Origin of the sequence: Blastococcus sp. CT_GayMR16 (assembly GCF_004570875.1) — a bacterium.
Taxonomy (GTDB): Bacteria; Actinomycetota; Actinomycetes; order Mycobacteriales; family Geodermatophilaceae; genus Blastococcus_B.
Genome location: NZ_SPQK01000006.1, coordinates 60,809 through 73,205, shown reverse-complemented (window position 1 = coordinate 73,205; position 12,397 = coordinate 60,809). Strand labels below are relative to the sequence as shown.

The window sequence follows — 12,397 nt, the reverse complement described above, 5'->3', positions numbered from 1 at the left end:
AGAGCCGGCCCGTCGACGGACTGTCAGGATCAGTCCGGTGAGCACCTCGCAGCTGTCGGTCGAGGAGCGCGCGATCGTCGCGCTGGTCCGCGAGTTCGTCGACGACGAGGTCCGGCCCGTCGTCCGCGAGCTCGAACACGCCAACACCTATCCCGAGGCGCTCATCGAGCAGATGAAGGCCCTCGGCGTCTTCGGGCTGGTGGTGCCCCCGCCGTACGGCGACGTGCAGGTCTCCACCGCCTGCTTCGCCCTGGTCACCGAGGAGCTCGCGCGCGGCTGGATGAGCCTGGCCGGGTCGATGGGCGGGCACAGCGTCGTCTGCTCGCTGCTCGCCACGTTCGGGACCGAGGACCAGCGGGAGCGATACCTGCCGCGGCTGGCCACCGGCGAGCTGCGGGCCACGATGGCGCTGACCGAGCCCGGCGGTGGTTCCGACCTCCAGGCCATGCGCACCATCGCGCGCGCCGACGGCGACGAGTGGGTGGTCGACGGGTCGAAGACCTGGATCAGCAACGCCCGCCGGGCCGGGCTGATCGCGCTGCTGTGCCGCACCGATCCGCGGGCCGACCCGCCGCACCGGGGCATGAGCATCCTGCTGGCCGAGAAGGGCCCGGGCCTCACCGTCGAGCGGGACCTGCCGAAGCTCGGATACAAGGGCGTGGAGAGCTGCGAGGTCGTCTTCGACGGCTACCGCGCCCCGAAGGACGCCGTCCTCGGGGGCGAGCCGGGTGCGGGGTTCGCGCAGATGATGCGCGGCCTCGAGCTCGGGCGGATCCAGGTCGCGAGCCGGGCGGTCGGCGTCGGGCGGGCCGCGTTCGAGGACGCGCTGCGCTACGCCCAGGAGCGGGAGAGCTTCGGCAAGCCGATCTGGCAGCACCAGTCGGTGGGCAACTACCTGGCCGACATGGCGACGCGGCTCACCGCCGCCCGCCAGCTCGTCCTGCTCGCCGCGGAGCGGGTCGACAGCGGCGTCCGCGCCGACCTCGAGGCCGGCATGGCCAAGCTGTTCGCGTCCGAGGCCGCCATGCAGATCGCGCTGGACGCGGTGCGCGTGCACGGCGGATACGGCTACTCCACGGACTTCGACGTCGAGCGCTACTTCCGGGACGCGCCGCTGATGATCGTCGGCGAGGGCACCAACGAGATCCAGCGCAACGTGATCGTGGAGCAGCTGGTCAGGCGCGGCGGCCTCCCGGACTGAGCCGGGAGGCCGCGCGCTCAGGCACCGCGGTTCAGGAGACCTCGGTGAGCCGGCCCGTCGCCACGTCGAAGATGAAGCCCCGGACGCTGCTCTTCTCGGGGATGTACGGGCTGTCCAGGATCCGCTGGCGGGAGGCCCGCACGTCGGCCTCGAGCTCGGGGAACGCCTCCGAGTGCCAGTGCGGGCGGTGGCCGACGTCCTGCTCGATCGAGGAGCGGAACTCCTCGTCGGTGAAGGTGAGCATCCCGCAGTCGGTGTGGTGGATCAGCACGATCTCGGTCGTGCCGAGCAGCCGCTGGCTGATGGCCACGACCGGATCTCGTCGTCGGTGACGACGCCCCCGGCGTTGCGGATCACGTGCGCCTCCCCCTCGGCGAGGCCAAGGGCGCGGTACACGTCGAGGCGAGCGTCCATGCAGGCCAGGACGGCGATGTGGCGGGACGGCGGAAGCGGCAGCGGTCCGGTGAAGGACTCGGCATACCTGGCGTTGTTGGCGAGCAGTTCGTCGGTGACGGACACGGGAGCTCCTGAGCAGAGGGTGAGTGGGGACTACTGGCGGGCGGACGACGCAGCGGCCTGCGGACAGAGTCCGTCGAAGGCGTCGAGGCGTCGGCTGGGCCAGAAGCCCTCGAGGTCGGACCGCAGCCGTTGCACCGCGTTCACCCACCCCTCGTTTCAGCGCCGTCCCCGGGTGGTCCGGCGTCGCGACACGAAAACCCTACCAATCCGATGAACTTGACACAGATATGTTCGTCCTGATCACATCAGCACATGGCTGCCGCGTCCGAGCTCTACCGACGGGCCGCTGTCGACCTCGGACGGGTCAGCAGCGCGCTCTGTCCGGTCTGCTGACCGACCCCGCAGCCACCCCTCCTCTCCGCGTCCCGCCCGCTCGGGTCGGTCGACGCGCCGCACACCCCGGGATCTCCCCATGACCAGCACCCTCCTGTCCTCGTCCGTGCTCCACGCCCCCACCGACGCCACGGTCCGCCGCACCGGCGCCGCCGGGCTGGTGGCAGCCCTGGCCGCCGCTGCCCCACGCTGGCTCGACCTCGTCGAGTACCGGCCCTCGAGCCGGTGGACGCACCTGCTGCCCGCCGACGACGCCGCCGACGTCCTCGACCCGTCCCTGCACGCCGATCTGGCCGGCGCACAGGTCTGGCTGCTCTCCTGGCTGCCCGACCAGGGGACGCCCCTGCACGACCACGGCACGTCGGCTGGCGCGTTCACCGTCGTGCGGGGAACCCTGACCGAACGGGTGGTGGCCGCGGGCCGCAGCGACGTCCACGACTCCAGCTCGGAGCTGACCGCCGGGCGGGTGCGGCACTTCGGCCCGCACTACGTCCACCAGGTGACGAACGCCCAGGCCGAGCCGGCGATCAGCGTGCACGTCTACACGCCGGGGCTGTCCTGGATGAACACGTACCGCATCGACGGGGCTGCCCTCGTCCGCACCGGCACCGAGCGGGCGGGGGTGGACTGGTGAGCGCCCCCACCCTCGACCGGCCCCGCGGGGCCCAAACGGTCGACGACCTGCTGGCCGAGGCCCGCGCCCGCATCGTCCGGGTGACCCCGGAGGAGGCCGCCGCCCGCATATTGGACGGCGCGTACCTGGTCGACATCCGCCCGGCCGCCCAGCGGCAGCGTGAGGGCGAGGTGCCTGGGTCGCTGATCATCGAGCGCAACGTCCTGGAGTGGCGTTTCGACCCGGCCAGCGATGCACGGCTGCCCGAGGCGACCGGCTACGACGTCGACGTGATCGTGCTGTGCTCGGAGGGCTACACGTCCAGCCTTGCCGCCGACGCGCTGCGGTCGCTCGGCCTGCATCGGGCCACCGACGTGGTCGGCGGCTTCCTCGCCTGGTCCGCCGCCGGACTGCCGACGACCGGCACACCCTGACTCGCGGCCGGGCGGTGCCACCCGACGGAGGGGTGGCGCCGACCGGCCGCGTACCAGTTCAGCAGCCCTTGGAGAGGCCTATGAGCGAGCCGCCTCAGGCGACGGTGCGCCCCCATCCATCCCGCCCGCCGCGCATCGGTCGATCAGCCATCGTCGCAGGCACGTCCCTGAAGGCGGCTTCAGGGACACTTGGCACGTGAGTGACTGGTATCGAAACCCGGACTGGGACGCGGATGCGCGAGCGGACTTTGAGCAGCGTCTGAGTAGAGCCAGACAGTCGCGTTCCTCCTACATAAGGATTAAGGCCTTCACTCTGGCTCAAGCCGGGCTGCTCGATGAGGCAACAGCCCTGTACGAACGCTTGCTAACCGAGCATCCCGACGACTTCGAGGAGCGGAGGGCGCTTGAGCACCTCGGCGACATAGCACGGGCGCAGGGGCGGTTCGAAGAGGCCGAGATGCGCTACCGACACCTCCGGTCCTTGCCGCCGAGCAACGTTCGATCGGACATCCTGCACGTATCTCTGGCTGAGGTACTGCTGGAGTTGCAGCGGCCGGAGGAGGCATCGACGGTGCTGGTCCAGATGAGCGAGGACGAACAGGTCATGTTCGGCATCACCGCCTTCTACGACAGCCTTTTCCGGTATGAGTTGGCTTGCGCCAAGGCCGCAAGGATGCTGGGCGACTCCGAGGCCGCTGCGGCAGCGGCTGATCGAGCGCTGGGCCTTGTCGATCTTCCCGACCAGTACTCGCGGCACCCGGGAGTGGGAGGCGTTCAGACCGACGCCGCGACGATCTCCCTCCTGAGGGGCATAGCGTCTGCCCGACTGAACTGAGGCGCGCCTGTCCCTAATGGGACCGCATCCGGTCGATCTCCAGCAGGATCCGGGTGTCCGGGCCGTCGGCGGGTGAGCACTCCGCGTCCCGGGCCCGAACGTCGAGGCCCACATTTAGACCGTGCACCCGCCGGTGAGCGAGGAGAAGCGGATGGCTGGTGGGATGGCGTGCCTCGAGCACTGATCCATAAGGTCGCCACGGTCTTCTCCTCCAGGGTTCGGACGGACGGATGCGAACCGGAGGAGGCCGCTGGGGTGTTGTTCATCGGAAACGACTGGGCCGAGGCCCATCACGACATTGAGCTCGTCGACGACGACGGTCGCAGGCTGGCCCGCCGCCGGCTTCCCGAGGGGGCCGATGGTCTGGCGGCACTGCATGCGCTGATCGCCGAGCACCTCGAGGACGACGCCGAACCAGAGCAGGTGGTCATCGGGATCGAGACCGACCGGGGGCCGTGGGTGCAGGCGCTGATCGCCGCCGGCTACATCGTCTACGCGATCAATCCGCTGCAGGTCGCCCGCTACCGGGAACGGCACGGCACCTCCGGGGCCAAGAGCGATCCTGGTGACGCGCATGTGCTGGCCGAGCTGGTCCGCCTGGATCGGGCGCATCACCGCCCGGTGGCCGGGGACTCCGCGCTGGGCGCGCACATCAAGGTGCTTACCCGCACCCACCAGTCGATGATCTGGTCCCGGCAGCGGCAGACCAACGCGCTGCGCTCGATGCTGCGCGAGTTCTATCCGGCCGCGCTGGCCGCCTTCGGCGACGAACTGGCCGGCCGGGACGCGCTGGCCATCCTGGCGGTCGCGCCCTTACCGGAGGCCGGTCGCCGGCTCTCCCGCAGCAAGATCGCCGCGGCGCTGCGGCGGGCCGGCCGGCCGGCAGCGCAACCTGCAGGCCACCGCCGAGAACATCCAGGCCGCACTGCGGGCTCCGCAACTCGAGGCGCACCCCGGCGTAGTCGGCGCCTACGCAGCCGCGGTGCGCGCGCTGGTCGCGGTTATCACCGAGCTGGTGACCCAGACCGAGGTGCTGCGGGCGGAGGTGGAGGCGGGTTTTGGCCGGCACCCGGACGCTGAGATCTACCTGAGCCAGCCCGGGCTCGGGCCGATTCTGGGCGCCCGGGTGCTGGCCGAGTTCGGAGACGACCCGCACCGCTACGCCGATCCGAAGGCGCGCAAGAACTATTCCGGAATGGCGCCGATTACCCGCGCCTCGGGCACCCGACGGGTTGTTCTGGCGCGCTTTGCCCGCAACCGTCGGCTCGCCGACGCCCTCTACCTCCAGGCCTTCACCGCGCTCGGCGTCTCACCCGGAGCCCGGGACTACTACGACCGACAGCGCGCCCGGGGAGCCACCCATCACCAGGCGCTGCGCGCCCTGGCCAACCGGTTGGTGGGCATCCTGCACGGCTGCCTACGCCACCACAGCCGTTACGACGAGGCGACCGCCTGGCACACCGGAACCGGCGAACTCGCCGCCGCTTGACGAGTTAGCACCGTGGGATGTCTAAATGGGCCGCTATGGGACAGAGGGCGGCTCCAGGGACACCGAGACACAGACGCGCCAAGTCAGGTCGGCGTTGGCCGCACGCGGGCTCTCCTACGATCGCCTCGTGCCCAAGTCGAACAAGCCGAGCCGCGCAGACGTGCGCGCTCGTCGCCTTGAGCGGGATGCCGCTATCCCGGCAAGTCGGGTCTACGGACTCACGGTCGACGACGCAATGGCCCAAACATGGCAGAGCCAGGTCGTCCTCTTCGCAACTTCGCCGGAGCAGGCTCGCGCGACCTTCCAACAGGCTGGCTTCTTCAAGCGCAACAGTTCAGAGATCGACGCCAAGAAGCTTGCAGGCGAAGACCTCTCATTCGCTGAAGAGCGGCCCGGGCAGGCATTTCTTCGGCGGGGGCACGATTTTGGCTGGAGCCGGTGGTACCCACTTCCCCCGGGCTACGTTCACCCACCCAAGTCCGTGGCTGCGCGAGATGCATCGGCCGGGCGCCTGCCGGGCGAACCATCACGTCCAGCCGACGAGTTCTCGTCGCCGCGATGGAAGCCGAATCCTCTGGGCCGCGGCTATGGCATCAACGAGAGCGACTCGGACTCCTGAAAGCGCAAGCAGAGTGGCCCTAAGTGGTCCGCTCTGGGACACAAGGCGGCTTCAGAAACGTGTCCGAAGCCTGGGGATCGACAGGTTTTCTGCACCGGTCACCGTTGTATGCCCTGAACGATCTGAGGCTGCAGCCATCGCCAGTCGTCCTCGTCGTAGAGGGTGAAGGCGCCAGCAGAGGAAGTTTCCACCTGGACCAGCCAATGGCCGGTGTCAGGTTGTATCGCAACGTGCGCTTCGGGGACGGCGTTACGCACCGCCGAAGCAAGCGAATCGGCATCCGCCCGGCTCATGCCTCGTTCTGCGTCCCCCTGGTCTCGGCCCACGGAGGTGAGTATGGCCGCGAAGACGACGTCGCCTGATCCGACCCGATCAGGTCGCCCTAAATGGGCCGTTATGGGCATCGGTAGGGCTGAGACGTACATCGAGGCCGAGCCGTTTGCCCGATACCGTCACCCGGTGAGCACGACACCGGAGGTCATCGCCTCCGCTTGGGACGGGGTTGTCTACGACTGCGGCTGCCCGGACGTGTACTACTGCCCGACCGGTGGGGAAGTTGAGTGCCCCAGGCACAGCGGGTTTGACGTCTGTTGCGACCGGCCTGAAGGCCATGTTCCGGTACCCGCCGGGCTAAGGGCCACAGTCCCTCACCCGCCGCTCCCACCGCGCGAGACGGATGAGGCGTAGCTGTCCCTAAGTGGGCCGTTATGGGACAGGCCGGTGGAAATACATAGGCGCAGGCTCGCTCGGCAATTCCTCGTCCAGGACGGGTCGACCGATGCAGACGTGTGGAGCTCAGCGCAGCGGGACCGGCGGCCCGTCGTCGTCGCCGAGGGCCCGCCGGTACCAGGCGACGTCGTGCCACCGGCCGTGCTTCCAGCCCACCCGCCGGTACGTGCCGACCGGCTCGAAGCCCAGGGCGCGGTGCAGTCCGACACTGGCGTCGTTAGGCAGCGCGATCCCGGCCAGCGCCGTGCGGTGCCCACGGGTGGTGAGGCGGTCGAACAGCGCCTCGTACAGCGCCCGCCCCGCCCCGGTCCGTCGGCGGCCGGCCGCGAGGTAGACGCTGACCGTCGTCGCCCACTGGTACGCGGCGCGGGACATGAACGGCCCGCCGTAGGCGTACCCCACGACGTTCCCGTCGTCCTCGAGGACCAGCCAGGCATGGGCGCGCTGCGCCTCGGCGATCCGCCGGGCCATCTCCTCGGTCGAGGGCGGCTCGCTCTCGAAGGAGATCGCGGTGTCGCGCACGTACGGCGCGTAGATCTCCGCGCAGCGTCCGGCGTCGGCGGCAGCCGCGTCCCTGATCACGACCCGCATCCTTCCCGACGCCGTCTCGACAGCCGACTGCCAGCCGGCGTCCAGTCCCCTGCCGGGCTGCGGGCGCAGCGTGGGCTCATGGACGACGACCTGCGGCAGCGGCTCTTCGACCCCGACGGCGCGCACCGCCTCGTGCTCGCCCGGCGTCCACCGCACTGCTCGGCGATGACGTGCGTGGTCTCCGACGTGGTGTGGCACGACGTCGTCCACCTCCTGCGCTGGTCGGCGGCGACAGCCGCGAGCGCCGGGGTGGACGCCGGCCGCTGGTGGCGGCTGGCCGCCGGTTGCGCGGAGCTGCTGCGCCGGCTGCCGGCACTCTGCGACGAGCTCGGCGAGCCCTGGGGGCCGACCGCCCCGGCCGACGACCCGGAGCTGCCCGGCACGACCCGGGTCGAGCTGGCCACCGGCCGCCTGCTGGGGCTCCTGCATGCCCCGGCTCCGGTGCCGCTGCGCCTGCTCGCCGGGGAGGTGGACGCGCTCGGGGCCGCCGCGATCAGCGCGCTGGCGCAGACCTCGTCCTGGTCGCTGCCGGGGATGCGCTGAAGACCCTCGAGGAGACCTCGACCAGTGCCGCGCCCACCGCGCCGACGACCCCCGCGGTCAGCAGCGCCTCGGGCGTGACCTGCAGCAGGACGATCGTCTCGCCGAGCGCCGGGATCGCCACGACGGCCGCCGCGATCCCAGCCATCGTGGCGATCAGGGCCACCTTCCAGGCGACGAGGGGCCGGGCGAGGATCACCAGCGTCCAGAGGGCCACGATCAGGACGACGACGGTCGCGGTCGTCCGGGCGCCCGCGACCCCGGCGTCCGGGTAGAGGTAGCGGGACGCGGCGTAGCCCGCGTACGCCCCCGCCCCGGTGATCAGCCCGGCCGGCACGGAGAAGCGCAGCACCCGGTGCAGGAACCCCGGCAGGTAGCGCCGGCGGTTCGGGCCGAGCGCGAGGAAGAAACCCGGCACGCCGATCGTGACGGTGGAGATCAGGGTGAGCTGGATCGGCTCGAGCGGATAGGCCGAGACCGCGGCCACGGTGATGACCGCGAGCACCAGCGAGTAGATGTTCTTGACCAGGAAGAGGTTCGCGGCGCGCTCGATGTTGGCGATGACCCGCCGGCCCTCCGCGACCGCGTCGGGCAGGTGGGCGAAGCGGCCGTCGAGCAGGACGAGCTGGGCCACCGCCCGCGTCGCCGCCGAGCCGTTGCCCATGGCCACCCCGATGTCGGCGTCCTTGAGCGCGAGGGCGTCGTTGACGCCGTCACCGGTCATCGCCACCACGTGCCCGCTCCGCTGCAGAGCCCGCACCATCGCCCGCTTCTGGTGCGGGGTGACCCGCCCGAAGACGCTGCCGGCCTCCATCGTTGCGGCGAGGGCGTCCGGGTCCTCGGGCAGGGTCCGCGCATCGACGGCGTCGCCGGCGCCGGTCACCCCGGGGACGCCCACGGCGGCGGCGACCACGCCGACCGTGCGGGGGTTGTCACCGGAGATGACCTTCAGCGTCACGCCCTCCTCGGTGAAGTAGCGCAGCACCTCGGCGGCGTCCGCCCGGATCCGCTCGGCCAGCAGCACCAGGCTGACCGGGACCAGGTCGCCGGGGAGCACGGCGTCGCCGTCGCCGTCGACCCCCGGTGCGGCGGCCGACCGCGCCATCAGCAGCACCCGGCGGCCCTCGGCGGCGAGCTCGTCGGACCGGGCACGCGCGGCGGTCTGCTCCTCGCCCACCGGGGCCGGGAGGACCATCTCCGGCGCACCGAGCACCCAGGTGACCGCGCCGGCGGTGCGCACCGCCGACCACTTGCGGGCCGACGAGAACGGAACGGTCTGCGCCGGGGCGCCGTCCGGCGGAGGAAAGGCGGCGGACAGCGCCGCGGCCGTCGCGTTGGACGCGTCCGCGGCGGCCAGCAGGCCCAGGGCGCTCCGAGCGGGCGCCGGGTCCACCGAGTCGAGCGGCTCGAGCCGGTCGAACCGGACGTCGCCGTGGGTGAGCGTGCCGGTCTTGTCCAGGCAGACCACGTCGACCCGGGCCAGCCCCTCGACCGCGGGCAGCTCCTGCACCAGGACCTGCCGCCGGGCCAGGCCCACGGTCGCCACCACGAAGGCCAAGGTGGTCAGGAGGACCAGCCCTTCCGGGACCATCCCGACCAGCGCCGCGACCGTTCCGGTGACCGCCTCGCGCCAGTCGGCGTTCTCGTCCGTCTGGAACTGGCTCCACAGCACCGCCGGGCCGACGACGGCGAGCATGACGGCGATCCACCGCATCAGGCGGTTGGTGCCGGCGACGAGCTCGGAGTAGGTGGTGGCGAACCGGCGGGCCTCGGTGGAGAGCCGGGCCGCGTAGGAGTTCTCCCCCACCGCCGTGGTCTGGGCCCGCCCGCGGCCCGACACCACGATGGCGCCGGACCACACCGCGTCGCCGGGCTGCTTGACGACGGCATCGGCCTCGCCGGTGAGCAGCGACTCGTCCACCGCGAGCCCGGTCGTCGTCCGGACGACGCCGTCGGCGGGCACCTGGTCGCCGGCGGCGAGCGCGAGCAGGTCGTCGAGGACGACGTCGGCGATCGGTATCTCCTCCTCCACCCCGTCGCGCACCACCCGGGCCCGGGGTGCGTTCAGCACTGCCAGCCGGTCGAGCGTCCGCTTGGCGCGCAGCTCCTGCACGATGCCGATCGCGGCGTTGGCGACGACTACCCCGACGAACAGCCCGTTCTGCCACCGCCCGGTCGCCAGGACCACGGCGAACAGGGTGAGCAGTACGGCGTTGAAGACGGTGAAGACGTTCGCCCGCACGATCTCGCCGACGGTGCGGCTGGTGCGCAGCGACGTGGCGTTCGTGCGGCCGAGCGCCACCCGCTCCGCGACGCCCGCAGCGGTCAGCCCGGCGGCCGGCGTCTCCGGGCCGGCGTCCGGCGCACGGAACGCCGTCGGAGTCCCTGGACTCGCCACCGCACCGCCTTCCCCGTGGAGTGACGGCAGGATGGCAGAACTCGGAGGGTCAGAGCGGTTGCGTGCGCGCGGCCACCAGCTCCCCCGCGGCGAACCCCTGCACCTGGACCGTGGTCGCGGCGCCGACCCCGGGGAAGGTGAGCGTCATGGCGCCGTCGGCCACGTCACTGCTCCCGCGCGGCCGACCGTCCACGTAGACGTCGATCCGGTCCATCCCGCCCGTGGTCAGCTGCAGCGTCAGCGTCCCGCCGGCCAGCGACGGGGTGAGCCGCAGCCGGCGGACCGGGCGGCCGGCCAGGAGTGCGCCGGCCGCGTCGAGCAGGTCGACGTTGTTCTCCAGCACGTCGCGACGGGTCATCTCGTGCCGGACGTCGGAGCGGACCCCGAGGTCCTAGGTCCTCCACCGGGGTACCCGCGAGCTTCCCGACGCGCAGCGTGCGGCGGATCGACACCCGCATGTCGGCCTGCCGGGGCAGCGCGGCGTAGGGCGTCTCGGCGTCCGGCGGCAGGTCCCGCAGCGCCTTGAGCAGCCCGTGGGTCCAGACGTTGGCCCCGCCCGCTCCGGTGTTGTCGTCCACGCCCAGGACCGGGCCGATCTCGTGGTCCTGGAAGCCCGCGGCGAAGATGTCCGTCGCCGAGTAGCAGCGGGCGTCGGTGATCAGGACGACGGGCCCGAAGTAGCGCTGGCCGATGCTGTTGGCGCCCTTCTCGGGGGTGATCGGGAACGCCGACGAGTAGATCGCCCCGGTTTCCACCGCCTGGTCCATCGAGGGGAACCAGGGGCCGAGGTCGATCTGGCGGGTCGGGTTGTCCTTGTGCCGCCGGCAGATCTCCAGGTTCAGCGGCGTGCAGCTGAACTGCACCGGCTCCGGGGTGATCCGCCGCGGCGTCAGGGTCTGCAGGGTGAACTCGCTGGCGTGGATGTGGCCCCCGCCGTTGCCGCGCACGTCGAGGATCAGGCCCTCTTGCGGCAGCAGCTCCACGAGCCGGACGAACTCCGCGACGAAGGCGGCCGGGTCCTGGACGCTGAAGGTGAAGATCCGCAGGTGGCCGTACGTGCCCGCGGCGGTCACGACGCTGCGGGCCCGGAAGACCAGGGGCATCGTCGAGGGGACCTCGGCGCCGGCGGCGGCCGGTTCCGCGGACAGCTCGACCGCCAGGTTGCCGAAGGTCTGCTCGACGGCCCGCGGCGCGTAGAGCAGCGCGCGGGCGCGGCCGGTCTCGTCGGCGTGCAGGTCCAGCCCCATCGAGGCCGCGGCCGTGGTGACGGCGTCCGTGTCGGTCAACGTCGGCGCGTTGGCGGCCACGAGCCACGGCTCGCGCAGCTCCCGGCGGACGCCGGCCGGGTCCAGGTAGCTGACGGTCACCCACTCCTCGTCCGGCGGCAGGTGCATGCGCAGCGAGCGGATGGTCAGTGAGTCGACCCCGCGGGCCAGCCGGGCGGCCATGTTGCTACCGGCGAATCGGTCGGCGTTCACCGCCACCGCCCGCTTGATCGGCATGCCGTTCCAGTGCGTGATCTCCACGCCCACGCCGAACGGGGGCACCGACGTGCCCTGCGCGACCCGGGTGACGATGTACCTCTCGTCGCCGTCGTCGGTGAAGCGCTCCACCTGGAAGGGCAGGTAGGCGATCATTCCGGCGAACGGCGCGGGCAGCAGGTAGTTGGTGTGCAGGTCGCGGACCGAGTGGAAGATCCCCGACATCTCCATGTGGAAGACCCGCTCGGGATCCATGGTCTCGCCGGTCTGGCGCAGCAGCCGGGCGCGCAGCAGGCGGAGCCGCTGGACCGGGTTGACGGCGTGCATCGCCGACTTCAGCGGCAGGTGCACGTAGTTGCCCTCGAGCATCAGCAGCGCCTGGTCGACGATGAGCACGCGCTCGGCGTGGGTGAGCATCCCCGCCGTCTTGAGGAAGTCGTGCAGCGGGACGGAGCCCGCGACCGGGGCCTCGGCCGTGCCGAACGCGACGGTCAGGTCGGCGGGAAGGGATTCGTCGGTGCCGTCTATGGCCCTGCGGGGCGTGGGCGTCTCGACGTAGGTGGCCAGGGTCGTCATGGCCGAGGTCTAACGAGCCGAGCGTCACCGGGGCGTCAC

At 71.5% G+C, this 12,397-nt stretch carries 12 protein-coding genes and 1 pseudogene; 7 read left to right on the top strand and 6 right to left on the bottom strand.

The window, feature by feature from the left end:
* Positions 1-37 precede the first annotated feature (37 nt).
* Positions 38-1,201 (top strand): acyl-CoA dehydrogenase family protein, encoded by a 1,164-nt coding sequence (locus E4P38_RS09230; protein ID WP_245160913.1) that lies wholly within the window; start codon positions 38-40, stop codon positions 1,199-1,201.
* 31 nt (positions 1,202-1,232) lie between these two features.
* Here the strand turns inward: E4P38_RS09230 and E4P38_RS23845 are convergent, their stop codons facing one another.
* A complete protein-coding gene (locus tag E4P38_RS23845) occupies positions 1,233-1,511 on the bottom strand; it encodes a hypothetical protein (RefSeq protein WP_280791068.1) in 279 nt (92 codons plus the stop codon).
* A complete protein-coding gene (locus tag E4P38_RS23840; protein ID WP_280791067.1) occupies positions 1,466-1,720 on the bottom strand; it encodes a hypothetical protein in 255 nt (84 codons plus the stop codon). The genes E4P38_RS23845 and E4P38_RS23840 overlap by 46 nt, the downstream gene beginning before the upstream one ends.
* Before the next feature lie 412 nt (positions 1,721-2,132).
* Here E4P38_RS23840 and E4P38_RS09220 point away from each other — a divergent pair, with 412 nt between their 5' ends.
* The 5 genes and pseudogenes from E4P38_RS09220 (at position 2,133) to E4P38_RS09200 (ending at position 6,043) form a co-directional block, all read left to right on the top strand.
* The gene (locus E4P38_RS09220) at positions 2,133-2,687 is read left to right on the top strand and encodes a cysteine dioxygenase family protein (protein ID WP_135131483.1); all 555 of its coding nucleotides are present in this window, start codon (positions 2,133-2,135) and stop codon (positions 2,685-2,687) included.
* On the top strand, positions 2,684-3,100 hold the full coding sequence (locus E4P38_RS09215) for a rhodanese-like domain-containing protein (protein WP_135131482.1): 417 nt from the start codon (positions 2,684-2,686) through the stop codon (positions 3,098-3,100). Before E4P38_RS09220 ends, E4P38_RS09215 begins: the two co-directional genes overlap by 4 nt.
* Before the next feature lie 196 nt (positions 3,101-3,296).
* On the top strand, positions 3,297-3,935 hold the full coding sequence (locus tag E4P38_RS09210) for a tetratricopeptide repeat protein (protein ID WP_167760507.1): 639 nt from the start codon (positions 3,297-3,299) through the stop codon (positions 3,933-3,935).
* Between the two features lie 255 nt (positions 3,936-4,190).
* Positions 4,191-5,424: pseudogene (locus tag E4P38_RS09205) on the top strand (IS110 family transposase).
* A gap of 127 nt (positions 5,425-5,551) precedes the next feature.
* Positions 5,552-6,043: a hypothetical protein gene (locus E4P38_RS09200; RefSeq protein ID WP_135131480.1), complete on the top strand. Its 492-nt coding sequence runs from the start codon at positions 5,552-5,554 to the stop codon at positions 6,041-6,043.
* 98 nt (positions 6,044-6,141) lie between these two features.
* Here the strand turns inward: E4P38_RS09200 and E4P38_RS09195 are convergent, their stop codons facing one another.
* Positions 6,142-6,336 (bottom strand): hypothetical protein, encoded by a 195-nt coding sequence (locus tag E4P38_RS09195; protein ID WP_135131479.1) that lies wholly within the window; start codon positions 6,334-6,336, stop codon positions 6,142-6,144.
* A gap of 502 nt (positions 6,337-6,838) precedes the next feature.
* Positions 6,839-7,354: an arsinothricin resistance N-acetyltransferase ArsN1 family B gene (locus E4P38_RS09190; protein WP_245160912.1), complete on the bottom strand. Its 516-nt coding sequence runs from the start codon at positions 7,352-7,354 to the stop codon at positions 6,839-6,841.
* A gap of 87 nt (positions 7,355-7,441) precedes the next feature.
* Between E4P38_RS09190 and E4P38_RS09185 the strand changes: the two genes are divergently transcribed.
* Complete coding sequence (locus E4P38_RS09185) at positions 7,442-7,906, top strand: hypothetical protein (protein WP_135131478.1); 465 nt, start codon at positions 7,442-7,444, stop codon at positions 7,904-7,906.
* On the opposite strand, the gene E4P38_RS09180 is transcribed toward E4P38_RS09185, so the two are convergent.
* Both E4P38_RS09180 and E4P38_RS09175 read right to left on the bottom strand, forming a co-directional pair.
* Positions 7,857-10,301 carry an HAD-IC family P-type ATPase gene (locus E4P38_RS09180; RefSeq protein ID WP_135131477.1) on the bottom strand — a complete coding sequence of 815 codons (2,445 nt, stop codon included), beginning with the start codon at positions 10,299-10,301 and terminating at the stop codon, positions 7,857-7,859. The two genes, E4P38_RS09185 and E4P38_RS09180, sit on opposite strands and share 50 nt — an antisense overlap.
* A gap of 164 nt (positions 10,302-10,465) precedes the next feature.
* A complete protein-coding gene (locus tag E4P38_RS09175) occupies positions 10,466-12,358 on the bottom strand; it encodes a S41 family peptidase (RefSeq protein ID WP_209309017.1) in 1,893 nt (630 codons plus the stop codon).
* Between the last annotated feature and the right edge of the window lie 39 nt (positions 12,359-12,397).

What these genes read in the sequence shown, in the direction of transcription:
- E4P38_RS09185 (WP_135131478.1), top strand. Translation starts at nt 7,442, where the DNA reads ATGGACGACGACCTGCGGCAGCGGCTCTTCGACCCCGACGGCGCGCAC.
- E4P38_RS09175 (WP_209309017.1), bottom strand. Translation starts at nt 12,358, where the DNA reads ATGACGACCCTGGCCACCTACGTCGAGACGCCCACGCCCCGCAGGGCC.
- E4P38_RS09195 (WP_135131479.1), bottom strand. Translation starts at nt 6,336, where the DNA reads ATGAGCCGGGCGGATGCCGATTCGCTTGCTTCGGCGGTGCGTAACGCC.
- E4P38_RS09220 (WP_135131483.1), top strand. Translation starts at nt 2,133, where the DNA reads ATGACCAGCACCCTCCTGTCCTCGTCCGTGCTCCACGCCCCCACCGAC.